Genomic DNA, 18645 nt, shown 5'->3' on the forward strand with positions numbered 1-18645 from the left:
GCAATAATTGATTTGATTTTTAATAGTGTCGCGAAGTTACGAAAAAACTTTCACCCACTGCTTTTTTGAGTTGAAAAATTCGCTCGCTCAGTTGTTTTTCGTAATTTTGCCATACAAACAAAACAACTAAAACAAACCAAATTCCTCCACATGAAATTTGTTATATCCAGTTCCGTTCTTTCTTCACGACTGATGACCATCGGCCGTGTCATTGTGCAGAAAAACACAATTCCTATTTTAGACTGTTTCTGCTTCGACATACAAGGCACCACCCTGACCATCACAGCGTCTGACAACGATACTACGCTCACAGCCAAGGCCGAACTTAACGAATGCGACTCCGACGTACGCTTTGCGGTTAATGCCAAGACTTTGCAAGATGCCATCAAAGAAATCCCGGACCAGCCACTCGAGTGCTACCTTAACACCGAAAGCTACGAGTTGACTGTTGAATACCAAAACGGCCAATACAAACTCATGGGACAGAGTGCCGAGGAATACCCTACTCCCGCCATCTCTGACGAAACTCGACTTGAATTTGATTTAGAGTGTCAAAAACTCGTACCAAGCATTACACGTTGCATGATAGCAGCTGCCAATGACACCTTACGTCCGCAGCTCAACACTATTTGCTTTGACATTCACAGTCAAGAGGTGTCGCTTGTATCAAGCAACGGCAACCAATTGGCTCTCACCAAGCTCGCCATGCCCGAACTTAATGCTGAAGGCAGCTACTTGCTTGGCACACGCCCTGCCTCACTACTCAAGGGCATGCTGGCCAAAGCCGAAGGCAACGTACATTTCAGCCTTGGTCAACGTACGGCCATTGTTCACACCGAAGAATATTCGCTCACAAGCCGATTGGTTGAGGGCCGTTTCCCCAACTATCGTAGCGTCATACCTCAAGACAATCCCAACATTGTCACAGTCAACCGTCTGGCACTCGTCAGCGCACTGCGTCGTGTCTTAGTCTTTGCCAACGCACAAGCCGTACTTGTCAAGTTCCGCCTGGGGCCGAACACTATGAACATATCAAGCCAGGACATAGACTTCGGAAAGTCAGCAGAGGAAAATATGCTCTGCGATTATATGGGCACCCCCATGCGCATCGCATTCAAGGGTTCGGTGCTGCTTGACTTGATAAACAACATCGAGGGCGACGACATTACGCTCAAACTGTCTGATCCCAGCCGTGCTGGTCTTATTGTACCGGCCAAGCAGAAAGAGGGCGAAGAAGTACTTATGCTGATCATGCCTTCTGTCTTTAACGACTAAACTGCTATCTAATATACAAACATCTTATTTTATGTTAGTTGATGCAGCTGTTCTTAATACGCCAAATATTCTTCGTATTATCCATAACAGCTGCACCAACTAACAATGAGCATATTTTACAACACAAGAGAAATGAAACTATCACTTTCTCGTCCAATCATATTTTTCGACATCGAGGCAACCGGCCTTAATGTCGCAACAGACCGTATTGTCGAGCTCTGTTACATCAAACTCTATCCTGATGGAACAGAAACGGTCAAGACACAACGTTTCAATCCCGAACGACATATTTCAGAAGAAGCCTCTGCAGTAAATGGCATACATGATGAAGATGTTGCCAACTGCCCGCACTTCAAAGAACATGCTGCAGAATTGGCACAAACGTTCCAAGGGAGCGACCTTGCAGGCTTCAACTCTAACCATTTTGACATACCACTGCTCGTCGAGGAATTTATCCGCGCTGGCGTAGATTACGATGTCACAGATGCAAAGTTTATTGACGTGCAAGGCATTTTTCACAAAATGGAGAAACGTGACCTTACCGCGGCTTACAAATTCTATTGCCACAAAGATCTGAACGACGCCCACACAGCCGAAGCCGACACACGCGCTACACTCGAAGTGCTCGAGGCACAACTTGACCGTTATGACACCGATCTTAAAAACAGCGTGCCTTTTTTGGCAGAGTTTTCGCGCCGTACTCGCAATGTAGATTTAGCCGGACGCATCGTTTACAACGACCAGGGTGTCGAGACCATCAACTTTGGCAAATACCGCGGACGCGCAGTGGCTGATGTCCTACAACGCGATCCTGGCTACTTTGCATGGATTATGCAAGGCGACTTCACGCAAAATACCAAACAGACATTTATGCGCCTCAAATTGCGCGGGGTGTAATAACAAAGGATGAAAGGGGACGAATGGTCATAACAAGCAGCCCAAACGGCAGTTTGCATAAGATGACACCATGACATTCGTCCCCCATTATTGTTTGCTCACCCACCATATCTGACAAGAACAAGTAATTACATGAAAGGAAAAAAGATAGTTTTAGGCATCACCGGCAGCATAGCCGCCTACAAAGCATGTTCACTCATACGACTGCTCATCAAAGCTGGTGCCGAGGTGCAGGTAGTCATCACACCTGCCGGCAAAGAATTTATCACCCCAGTAACACTGTCCACACTTACATCAAAACCCGTTGTCAGCGACTTCTTTTCACGACGCGACGGGTCGTGGCATAGTCATGTCGACCTGGGGCTGTGGGCTGATGCCATGGTTATTGCTCCTTGCACCGCGTCAACACTGGGCAAAATGGCACATGGCATAGCCGACAACATGCTCATCACTACTTACCTTTCAATGAAAGCCCCCGTATTCATCGCCCCTGCCATGGATCTTGATATGTACCGTCACCCCGCCACACAGGCCAACCTGCAAACCCTCCGCCAATACGGCAACCACATCATTGAGGCGGCTGATGGCGAACTTGCAAGCCACCTGGTGGGCAAAGGACGCATGGAAGAGCCTGAGAACATATTCAATGTGCTCAACCATTTCTTCAAGTTGCAAGATGCACAACAGAGCGGACATGACTTGACGGGCAAACGCGTGCTTATAACAGCCGGCCCTACATACGAGAAAATAGATGCAGTCAGGTTCATTGGCAATTTTTCAACAGGTAAAATGGGCTTTGCCCTGGCCGAAGCATGCGCCGCACGAGGCGCTGAGGTTGAACTAATAGCTGGTCCTGTGGCCATGCAAACCCACCACCCTCACATCAAGCGTACCGATGTAACAAGCGCGCAGCAAATGTACGAAGCTGCCACGAGCATCTTTCCGCATTGCGACACAGGTATACTGTGTGCGGCAGTAGCCGATTTCACTGTAGCTGAAACAGCCAAACATAAAATTAAACGCGAGGGATCGGGTGGTTTGCATCTTGACCTCATACCCACCCACGACATTGCACGTGCTTTGGGAGCAATCAAGCGCGACGACCAAAAATTGGTAGGGTTTGCTCTCGAAACGGACCACGAATTGGAACACGCAACCGACAAGCTAAAGCGGAAAAACCTTGATTTCATCGTGCTCAACTCACTTCGTACCCCTGGAGCCGGTTTTGCCTGCGACACCAACAAGGTCACACTACTGTTTGCCGATGGCACCCAAAAAGACTTTCCACTCAAGAGCAAAGCCGAAGTGGCCGATGACATTGTTGACTATATCTGAACATCATGCTTAAACACCTATTTCACATAATATGTGCAATCAGCCTGCTAAGCCTTTCTGCCCCCATGCAGGCACAAGAGCTTGATGCCCGTGTGAGCATCAATCACCAACAAGTGCAAGGAACAAGCACCTCTGTGTTTGAAACGCTCAAAACCACCTTGGAGCAATTTTTGAATGACAGGCAATGGACCAATATGCAATTCAAGAAGAATGAGCGTATCAACTGTACCTTTGCCATTACTATAAAGAAATACTCCCCCTCAGACAATACGTTTCAGGGCACACTAAACGTACAAAGCACGCGTCCCGTATATGGTGCCAATTACACCACCACTTGCTTTGCCTTTAACGACCCTAATTTCAATTTCACCTATCAAGAATACGATCAGTTGGACTTCAGAGCAGACGTGATTGACAATAATCTTACCGCCATGCTTGCCTACTACGTATACATGATTATAGGCTACGACATGGATTCCATGTCGCCATCTGGCGGTACCGAATACTTCAAGATGTGCCAAGACATTGTCAATAGTGCGCAAAGCCTCAACGAAAAGGGGTGGAAAGCCTTTGAGGATAACAAAAATCGCCACGCCATAATCACTGACCTGCTTGACGGCGGTATGGAGCCATATCACAAAATGCTCTATACCTATTACCGGCAAGGACTTGATGTGATGAGCGAAAACACCGAACGTGGACGAGCAGGCATAACCCAAGCTATTGAACTACTGAAACAGGCGCACGAAAACAAGACAATGAGTGCCCTTCCGCAAATCTTTACAGAGTTCAAGCGCGATGAGATTATGAACATCTACAAAGGACATACCACATCAAGCGAAAAAGAGAGCATTGTCAACATACTTACTAAAATTAATGCTTCACAGAGTTCATATTGGCGCGACATCTAATAAGGGTGGTTCTACAAATTCTGTTTTATAAGTAAAGCTGAGAACAATCAAGAACTAACGTGTGCGTGCGTTCAACCCAAGCACTATCAAAGTCAGGAGTTAATCATATAACAGATTCCTGCTCCTATTTTTATTAAACGCACAATAATAGTCACATACAACTGAATATGCTTCATCATCTCACAATATCACATTACGCACTCATTGAACACCTGGACATCGACTTTAATTCAGGGTTCACCGTCATAACCGGACAAACGGGTGCGGGCAAAAGCATCATGTTAGGAGCCCTCAATTTACTACTGGGCGGACGTGCAGATGCCAAATCCATTCAGTCTGGCGAAAAAAAGTGCACCGTTGAAGCCTCATTTAACATCGAGAACCTCGGACTTGAGTCCTTCTTTGCACGCAACGATATTGACTTCGATGCCACTGACTGCATCATACGGCGAGAGGTTTTACAGTCGGGCAAAAGCCGTGCTTTCATAAACGACACACCTGTCCCTGCGGCCAAACTTAAAGAGATTGGAGCCTCACTCATCGACATTCATTCGCAACACCAAAACCTGCTCATACGCAATGAGCATTTTCTCATCGACACGCTCGACATTATTGCAGCCCACCCTCAAGCGGTCAGCGACTACAAATGCTTGTACGGGCAATGCAAGCAAGCCGAACAGGTGTTGTCACAATTACAAGAGCGCAGCATTAAAGGACGTACCGACCAAGAATATCTCACATTTCAGCTTAACCAAATAGACGAAGCACAACTGCAACCCGAAGAGCAAGATGCGCTTGAAAATGAACAGCACCTGCTCGCACATGCCGAAGACATAAAGCAAGCCTTTTACCAAGCCAAGGGGCTGCTCAACACCGACGAAATGAGTCTCTCACAAAATCTGAGGCAAGCTGCAGAGACACTCGAGGCCATAAGCGACAACTACCCCGAGGCCACCGACCTGGCCGAACGACTGCGTAGCGTGCGCATTGAGGTGGAAGACATCGAGGCTGAAGTTGAAAGTAAAGCCGAAGACATTGAATACGACCCACAGAGGCTCAATTATGTAGAAGAAAGACTCAACATCATATACGAACTCGAGCAAAAGCACAATGCTACGACCATAGCCGACGTCCTTGACATCGCAGAAAAGCTACGCCTTGAACTTGACTCTATCGAGAACATTGAGGAGGATATCAAAAAGCAACAAGCCGAAGTCGAACGTCTGCGCGCACTGCGCAACAAGTTGGCGGCCCAACTAAGCAAAGAGCGCAAAGCTGCAGCCAAAATAATGGAGCAGGAACTCATCAAGGTGCTTACCACGCTGGGCATGCCAAACGCCCGCATGGAAATGCAAATAACACCTCGTACCGCCCCCGACGTAAGTGGCAATGACAATGTCATATTCCTATTTTCAGCCAATAAGAATGTGCCATTGCAGGACGTCAGCGCCATTGCATCAGGTGGTGAAATTGCACGCATGATGTTAGCACTCAAATCACTTATTGCCAAACGCACCAACTTGCCAACTATTGTATTTGACGAGATTGACACCGGTGTGTCAGGCACCATGGCCGAATGTATGGCACAAGTCATGCAAGGCATTTCTGCCAACTGCCAAGTGATTTGCATCACCCACCTGCCACAAATTGCTGCACGAGGAGCCCACCACATGCTGGTGTACAAGGAAGACAGCGAAGGGTTTACACGCAGCCACATCATTCCGCTTACCCAAGCGCAGCGCGTTGAAGAAATTGCGCACATGCTCTCTGGTTCCGAGCTGACTGATGCTGCCATTGACAATGCAAAAGCACTAATGGCACAAGCTTAACTACACAACATTCCACGACATACAATGAAAAAGGTTTTCATCGCAACACTACTCTTTACAACTACATACGGCCACATGGCACAAGCCGCAAACGACCTTCCCACAAAGGAGGCATACAAGGCCATGCTCAACCTGTTTACTTACAACGCCGAAGGCAAGCTCATCAAGTCGGACGTAGCATTTTACGTTGACAACAATGGCAGCGCGGTATGTGCTTACAGCACACTGAAAGATGCAACCCGCGCCGAAGTGGTTGATGCTAAAGGCAAAAAATACAACGTCAGCCGCATTTTGGGAGCCAATGCCACCACCGACCTTGTCAAATTCCGCGTCGACGGTGTAAAGGACAATGCCTACTATCACATTGTCACCATGCCGGCCACAACGGGACAACAGTTAACGCTGCAGAGCTATACTACCAACAAAAAGGCCATCATGCCATTTGCCACAGTTGACAGTACCGAGGCATTTAACGCCCTGGCATATTACCATATTAGCGCTGGCAACGACAGTCACAACTATGGGTGTCCACTAATTGACCAAGATGGCTCACTGGTTGGCGTGGTGCAACAAAATGTAGAGAAAAACGCGACCAAAGCCTGCGCCATAGACGCACGTTTTATCAATGCACTCAACATTACTGCCGCATCGGCATTCAACAGCGATTTGGCAGCATTAAAAATTCCCCGTGCCATACCTGACGACAAGCAGGCAGCACTCAACTATCTGTTCATGCTGCCTACGACCGACTCTCTGAACTGCACAACAGCCTATGCCGATTTTATAGCACAATACCCCGACATGCCCGATGGCTACGTACAACGTGCACAATATTGGGCCGGCAAGAAACAACTCGAAAAGGCCAACAACGACTATGCCACAGCCTTGTCAAAGAGTACAACCTGCACAGACACCACAGCACAAACCGAAGATGCTGTACACTATGCCATAAGCAGCAGCATCTACCGCAATGTCATGGCTGCAGGAAAAGACTCCACACTTGGCCATGACTGGAATTTAGCACGTGCAGAGCATGAGGCCGATTTGGCATACAAAGCCAAGCCTATGGCGCTATACATGGTGCAAAAGGGCAACTGCCAATATGCCGCCCGCAACTACCAAGGCGCATATACCAGTTTCATCACAGCATGCCATGATGCCGCGTTTGCCACCAGCGAAACCTACTTTTCGGCAGCGCGTTCGCTCGAGATGGCCAAGGGCGACAACCAACAGGTAATAGCCCTGCTCGACAGTTGCATCAACCGCATTCCGCAAAACAACAATACACAATACGCGCAGTTCTACTTGGAACGTTCACAACGATTATTGAAGGCCGAAAGATATCGCGATGCTGTAGCCGACTATAACCAATACGAGCAAATGATCGGCCCGCGCAATTTGACAGACCGATTTTACGACCTGCGCTCGCAGGCCGAAGAAAAGGCACACATGTATCAGCAAGCGCTCGACGACTTACACACGGCCATAGCCATTGCGGAGCAGCCACTCCCCTACCAGATTGACGAAGCCGCATTGCTGCTCAACGTGGGTGAATACCAACGTGCCATTGACGCAGCACAAAAGGTGTTGACACAATGGGGCGACAATGCCGACTGTTATAAAATTATAGGTGTGGCACACGGCGAGCTCAAACACAAAGCCGAAGCATTGAAATACCTGCAACGCGCTAAAGATTTGGGTGATAAAAGTGTAGACAACTTTATTGAGAAATACAAATGATTTTGCCCCTACAATTTTAATTTCGTCAAATTGTCTACATCCTACACTATCTGTACATAACAACTTGATAACCAACAGTTTTATGAGTGTAGACACTTAACAAAACTGTCTGCACTCCTGTCTACACTTGCACAAGCAAGTAGTTTGCACAGCATGCACAGGCAGTGAAAACAGTTTCTCCGACTGGCGTGACGCCCTGCCGTAACTGAAAATTCTACCTCCCGTAACCGCATTCACAAGTTCCCTGCACAGAAATGCAGACTTGAAAAGGCCCAAGTACAAGCACTTACACCTGTGCCACGAGTGCAACTTAAGTGTAGAGTGTTTTGCACGTTACCTACACATCTTAACCGCCTAATAATCAGCGGCTTACACATAATTAGTGCAGAGTGTAGACAAAACTGGCAAAAACGACGGACGCGTGCGCGCGCGAGAGAGTAAAGTGCATCAGGACTGTTCTGTACAAGACAAACCTGGTAATACGACTTACAAAGCAATTTGCTTATAAGAAATTCATATTCTTACCCCTTACACTGTATGACACAACATCACATACACATAATAATCCTTGTTGTCTCTACCCTGTTTTGCCTTGGCAGCAAAGCACAGAATATTCACACCATCAACCCCTACCTCAATGCGGAGGAGCGCAATGGCGGTTTTTCAAGCGACAGTGTGGAGACTACCGGTGTGCCCGAAGGCCTCTACGCATGGCACATCAGTCCACGCTTTGGCGACATCATTCCTGCCACCTATGATACCATTCCGCACCGTTTTCAAAACGAGAACCAGACGATGGGTGTAACAGGGCATTACAATTTCACTGGCAACCTGGGCGCACCGCGTATCAGCCATTTCTTCAACGAGCAGGGGGTAAACATGCAAAGCGCACCATTCATCTTCAAAACGCCCTACGACTATTTTCTCAAAAGCACGGACGCGCTTTTGTTCACCAACACCAAGTCGCCATTCACCACACTTACTTACCATTCATGTGGCAACAAGCAAAATGGCGAAGACCGCCTAAAGGCCATGTTCGCCGTTAATGCTGGCAAAAAGTTGGGCTTGGGCTTTAATGCCGACTACCTCTATGGTCGAGGCTACTACGAAGGGCAATCTACAGCCGACTTCGACGGTATGGTTTATGCCTCATACCGCAGCGACAACTACCAGATGCATGCTTACGTGCAACACACTTATCTGAAAACACGCGAAAATGGCGGCATCGAGAACGATGACTACGTCAACCGCCCCGAAATATTTCCTACACGCTACGGCACAGGCGACATGCCCATCAATCTTGCTAAGGCATGGAACAAGATTGGAGGCAACAAGGTGTTTTTGACACACCGGTACAGCTTGGGATTTCATCGTTTTCGCGATGCAAAAGGCCAGATTGTGCCCGAGGCTGTCGTAAAGCAAATGGCCGCCGCAGCAGCTGCCACACAGACCAAGGACACAACCATGGTCAGCACAATAGCCCAGCCGCGTGTTCCGAAAGACAGAGCAGAGAACGTGCCAGTACACACCGACAACGACACGCTCAAAATCACAAGCGAATTTGTGCCAGTAAGCAGTTTTATTCACACACTCTGCGTTAACGATAACACACGCCGCTTCATTTCGAACGAGGCAAACAACAGCAATTCACCAGGCTATTTCAACGATTTTTATCTGCCGGGCGACTCTGCACTTGACCGCACGCACCATTTGGGCATTGAAAACACCTTTGCAGTGGAATTGCACGAGGGCATGAATCGCTGGATGAAGATGGGACTCCGCCTGTTTGGCAAACACGAATTGGCCAAATTCGATTTCAAATCTCCATCTTTTACCGTTGCCGACAAGCGCAAATTTGTAGAAAACTACTTTACTGTTGGTGCCCAAATACTGTCAACACAGAGTAAAATCATAACTTACAACGTGTTGGGTGAGTTGCGTACAACTGGCAGCGACTGGGGCGAATTTAATGTGGAAGGCAATGCCAAGCTGAATATCCCCATCAAGAAAGACTCACTGCAATTTGTGGTTAACGGCTTTGTACGCAACGAGCGCCCATCGTTTTACTACCGCCACTACATGGCCCGTAATGCATGGTGGGATAATGACAATTTGAACAAAATGTTCCATGCCCGCGTCAACGCCAGCCTACGCTATAAGGACACTCAAATAGGTGTGTCGCTTGAGAACATTCAAAACTATACCTACTTTGAGGAGACCCTGACGCCATTCGAAAACAGCGACAGCTACACCTCATATCGTCACGCCATAGGTGTGGCACAAGCCAGCAAGAATGTACAATTACTGGGCATCACGCTCAACCAAAATTTTCATTGGGGCATATTTAATTGGGAGAACGAACTTGCCTACCAGGTGAGCAGCAACAAAGCCGTTTACCCTGTACCGGCATTCTCTGCATATAGCAATGTCTACCTTTTGTTTCACATTGCCAAAGTGCTGCGCACCGAGATCGGTGCCGACGTGCGTTACTTTACGCGCTACGCTGCACCTGCCTACTCGCCCATCATCGGGCAATTTGCTGTGCAAGACGCGCAATACGCCACCCGCATTGGCAACTACCCTATAATCAATGCATACGCTAATTTCCATCTTAAGCGCACACGCTTTTATTTGATGGCATCACACGTCAACTATTCGTCAGGTGCAGGACGCCCATTCCTTGTGCCACACTACCCGCTCAACCGCTTGACTATACACTTTGGCGTGTCGTGGAATTTTGTGAATTAGCGAAAATTAAATAGATATAGGATTGTGCGTCAATGCAAAAGACGTAATTTTGCATTTACACACTCTTGTACCACTACATTATCTTGAGCGTGACGCAACACACAACGAACAAAAACAAGTAACAACCACATGGCTGAAACAATAGACATACGCCTGCTCAATGCACAAATTGAGGCTGAGACAGGCTTTATTACAGACTTGGTGGAGGGCATGAACCGCACCATTGTCGGACAGAAACATCTCGTCAACTCGCTTCTTATTGGCCTCCTCTCTGATGGCCACATACTACTCGAAGGTGTGCCAGGTTTGGCCAAGACGTTGGCCATCAAGACATTGGCCTCGCTGATTGATGCCAAATTCGGACGTTTGCAATTTACCCCCGACTTGCTGCCGGCAGACGTTATAGGTACCATGATTTATAGCCAGAAAGATGAGAGTTTCAAGGTCAAGAAAGGCCCCATCTTTGCAAACTTTGTACTGGCCGACGAAATCAACCGTGCACCGGCTAAAGTGCAGAGTGCACTGCTCGAAGCCATGCAAGAGCATCAAGTTACCATCGGTGACAACACATTTGCACTGCCAAATCCCTTCTTGGTGTTAGCCACCCAGAACCCTATTGAGCAAGAAGGCACTTACGAACTGCCCGAAGCGCAAGTTGACCGTTTCATGATGAAAGTCATCATTGACTATCCGACCATTGAGGAGGAAAAGAAAATCATGCGTGCACACATCAACGACAGCTTTAGCCACGTGTCACCTGTCATTGACACCGACCGCATACTCAAAGCGCGTCAACTGGTAAAACAAGTATACATAGACGAGCGTATTGAGCAATACATTGCCGACATAGTCTTTGCCACACGATATCCAGAGCAATACAAGCTCAAGGATTTCAAAAACTATATTTCGTTTGGCGGTTCACCACGTGCCAGCATCAACTTGGCTCTGGCCGCCCGTGCCTGTGCGTTTATCAAGCGCCGTGGATACGTTGTGCCTGAAGATGTGCGCGAGGTGGCAGCCGACGTGCTTCGCCACCGCATTGGCTTGTCGTACGAAGCAGAAGCATCGGACATCAAGGCTGATGACATTGTCAAGGAAATTCTCAACAAAGTTGAAGTGCCCTAAACAGGGAATGGGCTACCGCGTGAGACCCTATGACAGGGACCATGCACCAACGTGTTAATCAACAGGCAAAATAAAGCATTAACAAACATACAGCAACAGATGGATACTTCGGAGCTTCTACGCCGTGTTCGCAGTATTGAAATTAAGACAAAAGCCATCACCAACAATATTTTTGCAGGCGAGTACCACTCAGCCTTCAAAGGCCGTGGTATGTCATTTGCCGAAGTGCGTGAATACCAACCTGGCGATGACATACGCGACATCGATTGGAATGTAACGGCTCGTATGAACCGGCCATACGTAAAGGTGTTTGAAGAAGAACGCGAGTTGACGCTCATGCTGCTTATAGACTTGTCTGCCAGTCAAAATTTCGGTACCCACCAACGCACACAGCGCGAATTGGCTACAGAGATTGCGGCAACGTTGGCTTTTTCGGCCATGAAGAATAATGACAAGATTGGTGTGATATTCTTTACCGACCGCATCGAAAAGTTTATCCCGCCACAAAAAGGGCGCAAGCATGTGCTTTACATCATCAGGGAGCTGCTTGACTTCAAGCCACAAGGCAACCGTACGAATGTGGGCATGGCTTTGGAGTATCTTGTAAAAATCATGACCAAACGGTCCATAGCCTTTGTGTTGAGCGACTTCCTTACCACCGACGATTATTCGCGCCCGCTCATGGTGGCCGCACGCAAACATGACGTGGTGGCACTGCACTTGTACGACCAATGTATGGCCTCATTGCCCGACATTGGACTAATAAAAGTAACAGACGCTGAAACAGGACACGAGCAATATCTTGACACATCAAGCAAAGCCACTCGCCAACATCAGCAAAAGTGGTGGCAAGCACACAATGAGGAATTGGCCACTCGCTTCAGTAAGAGCAAAGTTGACTATACGTCTATCGCCACAGACGCGGATTATGTGCGCCCGCTCATGAACCTTTTTGCCCAACGCTGACCTATTTTATTATGAAGAGAGGATACTCACATTGCCTTATATCGAAATTGGCTACCACATTGGTCATACTATTATCAATGTGCTTTAATACCGTCGTCTCGGCACAGGTTGTTGTTGAGGCACGTACAGATACGGCCAGTTTCTTGATAGGCGAACAAATTCAACTTACTGTTAAATGTACGGCAAACGCACGCCAGCGCGTTGATTTTCCATATTTTCAACCTCAGCAGCAACTTGTACCGGGTGTTGAAGTGATTGACTGCGGACGCATTGACACAACCATGCTCAACAACGGCAAACGCATTCAGCTGACGCGCCGCTATACCATCACGTCTTTTGACTCTGCCATGTACAACATTCCCCCTTTCAAGGTGAAAGTTGACGGCAAAACCTATCTGTCAAGGGGCAACATTGGTATCAAGGTTAACACCGTACCAGTGGATTTGAACCACCCAGACAAGTTTAATGGGCCTCACGATGTAGTGGAGCAACCATTTGAATGGAGTTGGACTATTACTTTAATAGCACTGGCTTGCATGCTGATGCTGACTGCGGTTGTTATGATGGCAATACGACTTGCCGACCCTAAATTGATAACACGCCGCATGGTTGTAATGCCTCCCACCCCTGCACACGTAACGGCCATTGACCAAATAGAAAAGATAAAGCTCGCGCCACAAGATGACACCAAGCAGTACTACATGGCCTTGACCGACACCCTGCGCGCATACATCGAGAAACGCTTCGGCTTTAATGCCAAAGAGATGACGACCAGTCAAATTCTGGATAACCTGTACCAACTTAAGAACGAAGAGGCTATTGCTGAATTGAAAACTGTGCTTATTACAGCTGACTTGGTGAAATTTGCCAAGCATACTACTACGATGTCTGAGCAGGACCGCAGCCTTGTACAAGCAATGAACTACGTGCAGGCTACAAAACTTGAGCCTAAGCAAATGCCCAAACCGCGCATCGAGTATGTGTCGCTCTCAAACAAAAAACAGATTTTTTGGCGCAACGTTATGCGTGTGGCATCATGCGGCCTGGCTATAGCGACACTGGCATTATGCGCATACAATCTGTACCTTATTTATTGCAGTTTTGCTTAATCAGCACTTTATTATGACATTCGCATCGCCTACATACTTTTTGCTACTTTTGCTGCTTGTGCCCTATTTTATATGGTACTTCCTGTTTCGTTCAAAACACGAAAGCCATATATTATGGGCAAGCACCGAAACCTTTCGCCATGCACCGTCGACCTGGCGCACACGTCTCATTCACCTGCCTTTCTTTCTGCACGTTGTGAGTTTTGTGCTCATAGTGATGGTGCTGGCACGCCCACAAAGCGACCGCTATTGGCACACTGGCGAAACTGAAGGCATAGACATCATGATGACACTCGACATTTCAACGTCTATGGCCACTCCCGATATTTCGCCCAACCGTATATCTGCCGCCAAGGATGTAGCTCTGGAGTTTATCAACAACCGACCGAATGACAACATCGGCCTTACGCTGTTTGGCGGAGAAGCTTACACACAGTGCCCACTTACAACCGACCATGGTACGCTGATGCGAAGTTTTAAGGGTGCCACATGTTCACTGCAAAACGATGGCATCATACAGCCTGGCACAGCTATAGGTATGGGTATTGCAAGCGCCGTGTCGCATTTGAATAACAGCCAAGCCAAAAGCAAAGTTATCATACTGCTTACTGATGGAGCAAACAATACTGGCGAAATTTCTCCCTTAATGGCCACCGACATGGCCAAATCTCTTGGCATACGCATTTATACCATATTGTTAGGCACCGAAGGTAAGGTGAACGTGCCTGTGGCTCAACTGCCCAATGGCGAAGTTTACACCCAACAAGTTGATGATACAGTGGACCCAACTACTCTCAAACAGATAGCACATGAAACTGGGGGAACTTTTTATAAGGCTACCTCACGCTCATCATTGAAGAAGGTGTATGCCGACATTGATAAACTTGAGAAATCGAAATTGAAGGTCAACAACCACAACCGACACTACGAGGCTTACATGCCCTTTGCCATTGCTGCATTGATAGTAATGCTGATTGATACGCTGCTGCGCATCACGTGGTTCAAACGTTTATAAAACGTATAAGTTTTGAACATCTACTTATAGATATTATTTATGCTAATATTTCAAAGTCCACACAACCTATATTGGTTGCTGCTCATACCTTTGTGCTGCATCATATACATTTATCAAACAATACGCCAGCGCAAGAAGATGGCTGTACTGGGCAATCGTGACCGAATTATGGCCTTAATGCCTGGACGATCTAAATGGCGCAAACACATACGCTTTGGCTTGCTCATGCTTGTTGTAGCTGCACTCGTTCTGACCATAGCACGTCCGCTCTATGGTACAAAGCAACAAACCGAAACAGCTAACGGCATTGAAGCGGTTGTGATGGTGGACGTGTCAAACTCTATGCTTGCCAACGATGTGCAGCCATCGCGTTTGGATCGTGCCAAACTGCTTGTGACCAACATGGTGGACAAGATGAAAAACGATAAGGTAGCACTTGGTGTATTTGCCGGTGAAGCATACCCGCAACTGCCTATCACATCGGACTATGCTGCAGCCAAAACATTTATTGACGCGTTGTCGGCAGGCATGGTTACCATGCAAGGCACTGATATTGCAGCCGCCATTGACCTGGGGTGTAAGAGTTTTACACAGAACAAGGACGTGGGCAAGGCTATCATACTCATAACTGATGGCGAGAACCATGAGGGAGGCGCCGAAGAGGCTGCCAAAGCCGCAGCCAAGGCTGGCATAAATGTATATGTGATTGGGGTGGGCACTACACAAGGAAGCGAAATTCCTACCGCAAATGGTCCACTGACTGACGCCAATGGACAAGTTGTGCACACCGCACTTAACGAACAAATGTGCCGTGACATAGCACAAGCCGGAAAAGGACTTTACCTGCATCTTGACCAAAGCAATAGTGCACAAGACGAACTGCAGACACAACTCAAACAACTTAAGCAGTCAACTACTACAACCTCATATACTGCACGCAACGAGCAATTTCAAGCCGTAGCCTTGATTGCCTTGCTCTTGCTTATTATTGAGGCATGTATTAATGACACGAAAAATGCGTTCTTTAACAAGTTCAAAATATTCAACAAATGATACGGTCTGGCATTATTACATACATTATCATAGTCTTAGCATGCCTGTCGCCCAATATGGCTACAAGTGTGCACGCCCAAAATTGGATATATAGGTATACGCATATTGGAAATCAGAAATTCCATAAAGGACAGACTGACAAAGCTGAACAATATTACTTGCGACTGTTGAAAGAGGCACCTAATAACAGCAGAGCCATGTTTAATCTGGCCGATGCGTATCTGGCTAAAGGTGATGTAAAGGGGGCAGACAGTCTGTACAACAAGGTGACGCAGATTGAAACTAACCCACAAGTACGGTCTATGGCTTGGCATAATCGTGGATACATTAGCCAAAGAGCTGCCTTACAAAGTCGCGAGCAAGAACAACAATTGCTGCGTACCGCCATTGAGCAATACAAACAAGCACTGCGACTTGAGCCACATAGCGACCGCACCCGTTACAATTTGGCCCTGTGCCAAAAGCAACTTAAAGAAAGCACTAACAACAAACAGCAGAACAAGCAACAACAAAAGCAGCAACAGCAACAAAAGAACAAACAGAACGAACAACAGCAACAGCAACAACAAAAGAACAACAGCAACAAGCAGCAAGACAAGCAGCAAACTGAGCAATATATGAATTTGGCAAGGCAAGCAGAGCGTAGAGCGCTTGAAAAGCTCAAACAGCACCAACCCAGGCAACGCAGCAAGGACAAGAATTGGTGATACGACACATAGCCTTGCACGAAAGGAAAACAAGATTTTATTGAACACATGCCATATATCTCTACTAACATTTCTGACATATACAATATAAAGGGCAAAGGACATATGCTTCTTTCGCACCTTGCCACATTATTCATAGCACTTTTTGCCTGCATCAATGCTTGTGCACAATCATTCAAAGCCAACATTGAGGATGTGGGCGGCTACTATCGCCTGACCTTTACGGTAACGAGCAGTGATGTCAAGGGCTTTACCCCACCCTCGCTCTCGGCTTTTGAGGTGTTGAGTGGCCCAAGCACATTTACATCAAGTAACTATCAAATAGTTAACGGCAGAGCATCACACAACGAAAGTACTACTTACACATACATACTGTCTGCACGCAAAAGCGGGCATATAACTATTGGCGCAGCCACCGTGCAAGTTAATGGCCGCACTTTGCACAGCCGCCCTATCAGTCTGCACGCACAATCTGGCAGTAACAACGGCACAGGCAGTCACAGTAGTGCATCACAAAATAATACAAGCTATGACCAGTTGCAACAGGCTGGCAGCAAGGTGACGCAACGCGACCTTTTTATAGATGTAACTCCCAGCCGTACTAAAGTATATGAACAAGAGGCCATATTATTGACCTACCGCATACATGCCCGTGTGGGGGTGGGATTGTCGAATACGAGTTTGGTTCAAAAGCCCGATTTCAAAGGTCTCATTTCACAAGAGTTACCTTTGCCTGGCAACCAAATCCAAACTACTCTTGAACACCGGAACGGCGCGGCATATCGTACCGGAACTATTCTACAATACTTAGTTTTTCCACAGCATAGCGGCAGCATTACCATTCCGAGCATCACCTTTGATTGTGCAGTAGTGCAACAAGACCATACAATGAATTTGGCTGATGCTTTTTTCAATGGCGGAGGTACTATTGGGGTACAAGTACGCCGCAGTGTGGCACCACTGAAATTACAAGTTTCGCCACTGCCCATGCCACGTCCTGCAAACTTTTCGGGAGCTGTGGGCAAATTTAATATAAAAGGAGAATTACTCAACAGTCATATCAAAACAAATGATGTGGCCACTTACCGCATTACGCTTAGCGGATTAGGCAATCTTAAACTCATTACGGCCCCTACGGTTAACTTCCCAAAAGACTTTGACACGTTTGATGCCAAAACGACAGACAACACGAAAGTCAACACCGATGGGCTGCATGGACAGTTGACCTTTGATTACACCTTCGTACCACGAAACGTGGGCGATTATACGATACCTGCTACAGATTTCGTATTTTTCGATTCTGCCACAGGTACTTATCGCACCATACGTACAAGTCCAGTAAAACTGCACATATCAAAAGGCTCACAATCAAATGCCGACGTTGACAAGCAGTTAGCTTTGCTCAAGAGTGATATTAGAAAATGCAAGCCTACCGAACATAGCTCTATATTGGCCTGGGGCAGCACGAGCTATGTTGTGCTTAACATTTTGCTCATTGCCATATCTATAGTTTTGTGGATACTTGTTAGTATTTGGAACAGGAAGCAACATGATACTTCCCTGCATAACAACAGTCGCGCATACAAGAATGCCATGCGCACACTCCGACTGGCAGACCCCACAGCTAAAGGACAAGAGAATGGCAAATATTATAGTACAATAAGCCAAGCTATCGACAACTATTTGGCAACTTATTTCGGCCTGCAAAAGTCTGACATGAACAAAGACAGCATACGGCATTTATTACGAGACAAGCACATAGATGATACGGTCATCAACAACTTGTTTGAAGTTACTGATTATTGTCAATATGCTGAATTTGCCCCCAATAATGATGCTGACAAAGTTCAGACCTTAGCCAAAGCCAAAGACGTTATTAAGTTGATTGATGATGCCTTGAAGAATAAGGCATAAACATTATTTTCACTCTCACCT

14 protein-coding genes are annotated in these 18645 nt (G+C 47.0%); all 14 read left to right on the top strand.

Annotated elements, in window-relative coordinates; all coding sequences use genetic code 11:
* Positions 1 to 150: 150 nt before the first annotated feature.
* The 14 genes from dnaN to BQ5453_RS12990 all read left to right on the top strand — a co-directional run bounded on the left by dnaN (position 151) and on the right by BQ5453_RS12990 (position 18624).
* Positions 151 to 1275: a DNA polymerase III subunit beta gene (gene dnaN / locus BQ5453_RS12925; protein WP_022102084.1), complete on the top strand. Its 1125-nt coding sequence runs from the start codon at positions 151 to 153 to the stop codon at positions 1273 to 1275.
* 132 nt (positions 1276 to 1407) lie between these two features.
* The gene (locus BQ5453_RS12930) at positions 1408 to 2172 is read left to right on the top strand and encodes a 3'-5' exonuclease (RefSeq protein WP_071123497.1); all 765 of its coding nucleotides are present in this window, start codon (positions 1408 to 1410) and stop codon (positions 2170 to 2172) included.
* 132 nt (positions 2173 to 2304) lie between these two features.
* Positions 2305 to 3507: a bifunctional phosphopantothenoylcysteine decarboxylase/phosphopantothenate--cysteine ligase CoaBC gene (gene coaBC / locus BQ5453_RS12935; RefSeq protein WP_071123498.1), complete on the top strand. Its 1203-nt coding sequence runs from the start codon at positions 2305 to 2307 to the stop codon at positions 3505 to 3507.
* A gap of 5 nt (positions 3508 to 3512) precedes the next feature.
* Complete coding sequence (porD, locus tag BQ5453_RS12940) at positions 3513 to 4418, top strand: type IX secretion system protein PorD (protein WP_071123499.1); 906 nt, start codon at positions 3513 to 3515, stop codon at positions 4416 to 4418.
* Between the two features lie 167 nt (positions 4419 to 4585).
* Positions 4586 to 6247: a DNA repair protein RecN gene (gene recN, locus BQ5453_RS12945; RefSeq protein WP_071123500.1), complete on the top strand. Its 1662-nt coding sequence runs from the start codon at positions 4586 to 4588 to the stop codon at positions 6245 to 6247.
* Positions 6248 to 6271: 24 nt separating this feature from the next.
* A complete protein-coding gene (locus BQ5453_RS12950; protein ID WP_143033416.1) occupies positions 6272 to 7987 on the top strand; it encodes a tetratricopeptide repeat protein in 1716 nt (571 codons plus the stop codon).
* Between the two features lie 537 nt (positions 7988 to 8524).
* Positions 8525 to 10735, top strand: a complete 2211-nt coding sequence (locus BQ5453_RS12955; RefSeq protein WP_071123502.1) for a putative porin — start codon at positions 8525 to 8527, stop codon at positions 10733 to 10735.
* Between the two features lie 129 nt (positions 10736 to 10864).
* Positions 10865 to 11860, top strand: a complete 996-nt coding sequence (locus BQ5453_RS12960) for an AAA family ATPase (protein ID WP_071123503.1) — start codon at positions 10865 to 10867, stop codon at positions 11858 to 11860.
* A 99-nt stretch (positions 11861 to 11959) separates the two neighbouring features.
* Positions 11960 to 12826, top strand: coding sequence for a DUF58 domain-containing protein (locus BQ5453_RS12965; protein ID WP_071123504.1), 867 nt, complete (start codon positions 11960 to 11962; stop codon positions 12824 to 12826).
* 11 nt (positions 12827 to 12837) lie between these two features.
* Positions 12838 to 13935 (top strand): BatD family protein, encoded by a 1098-nt coding sequence (locus BQ5453_RS12970; RefSeq protein ID WP_143033417.1) that lies wholly within the window; start codon positions 12838 to 12840, stop codon positions 13933 to 13935.
* 13 nt (positions 13936 to 13948) lie between these two features.
* A complete protein-coding gene (locus tag BQ5453_RS12975; RefSeq protein ID WP_071123505.1) occupies positions 13949 to 14950 on the top strand; it encodes a vWA domain-containing protein in 1002 nt (333 codons plus the stop codon).
* Positions 14951 to 14989: 39 nt separating this feature from the next.
* The gene (locus BQ5453_RS12980; protein ID WP_071123506.1) at positions 14990 to 16003 is read left to right on the top strand and encodes a vWA domain-containing protein; all 1014 of its coding nucleotides are present in this window, start codon (positions 14990 to 14992) and stop codon (positions 16001 to 16003) included.
* Positions 16000 to 16710 (top strand): tetratricopeptide repeat protein, encoded by a 711-nt coding sequence (locus tag BQ5453_RS12985; protein WP_071123507.1) that lies wholly within the window; start codon positions 16000 to 16002, stop codon positions 16708 to 16710. The genes BQ5453_RS12980 and BQ5453_RS12985 overlap by 4 nt, the downstream gene beginning before the upstream one ends.
* A 48-nt stretch (positions 16711 to 16758) precedes the next feature.
* Complete coding sequence (locus tag BQ5453_RS12990) at positions 16759 to 18624, top strand: BatD family protein (RefSeq protein WP_071123508.1); 1866 nt, start codon at positions 16759 to 16761, stop codon at positions 18622 to 18624.
* Positions 18625 to 18645 lie beyond the last annotated feature (21 nt).

It is taken from the genome of Prevotellamassilia timonensis, assembly GCF_900106785.1.
Lineage (GTDB): Bacteria > Bacteroidota > Bacteroidia > Bacteroidales > Bacteroidaceae > Alloprevotella > Alloprevotella timonensis.

Coding starts and splice junctions, on each gene's coding strand:
- dnaN (WP_022102084.1), top strand. CDS start 151: ATGAAATTTGTTATATCCAGTTCCGTTCTTTCTTCACGACTGATGACC.
- BQ5453_RS12930 (WP_071123497.1), top strand. CDS start 1,408: ATGAAACTATCACTTTCTCGTCCAATCATATTTTTCGACATCGAGGCA.
- coaBC (WP_071123498.1), top strand. CDS start 2,305: ATGAAAGGAAAAAAGATAGTTTTAGGCATCACCGGCAGCATAGCCGCC.
- porD (WP_071123499.1), top strand. CDS start 3,513: ATGCTTAAACACCTATTTCACATAATATGTGCAATCAGCCTGCTAAGC.
- recN (WP_071123500.1), top strand. CDS start 4,586: ATGCTTCATCATCTCACAATATCACATTACGCACTCATTGAACACCTG.
- BQ5453_RS12950 (WP_143033416.1), top strand. CDS start 6,272: ATGAAAAAGGTTTTCATCGCAACACTACTCTTTACAACTACATACGGC.
- BQ5453_RS12955 (WP_071123502.1), top strand. CDS start 8,525: ATGACACAACATCACATACACATAATAATCCTTGTTGTCTCTACCCTG.
- BQ5453_RS12960 (WP_071123503.1), top strand. CDS start 10,865: ATGGCTGAAACAATAGACATACGCCTGCTCAATGCACAAATTGAGGCT.
- BQ5453_RS12965 (WP_071123504.1), top strand. CDS start 11,960: ATGGATACTTCGGAGCTTCTACGCCGTGTTCGCAGTATTGAAATTAAG.
- BQ5453_RS12970 (WP_143033417.1), top strand. CDS start 12,838: ATGAAGAGAGGATACTCACATTGCCTTATATCGAAATTGGCTACCACA.
- BQ5453_RS12975 (WP_071123505.1), top strand. CDS start 13,949: ATGACATTCGCATCGCCTACATACTTTTTGCTACTTTTGCTGCTTGTG.
- BQ5453_RS12980 (WP_071123506.1), top strand. CDS start 14,990: ATGCTAATATTTCAAAGTCCACACAACCTATATTGGTTGCTGCTCATA.
- BQ5453_RS12985 (WP_071123507.1), top strand. CDS start 16,000: ATGATACGGTCTGGCATTATTACATACATTATCATAGTCTTAGCATGC.
- BQ5453_RS12990 (WP_071123508.1), top strand. CDS start 16,759: ATGCCATATATCTCTACTAACATTTCTGACATATACAATATAAAGGGC.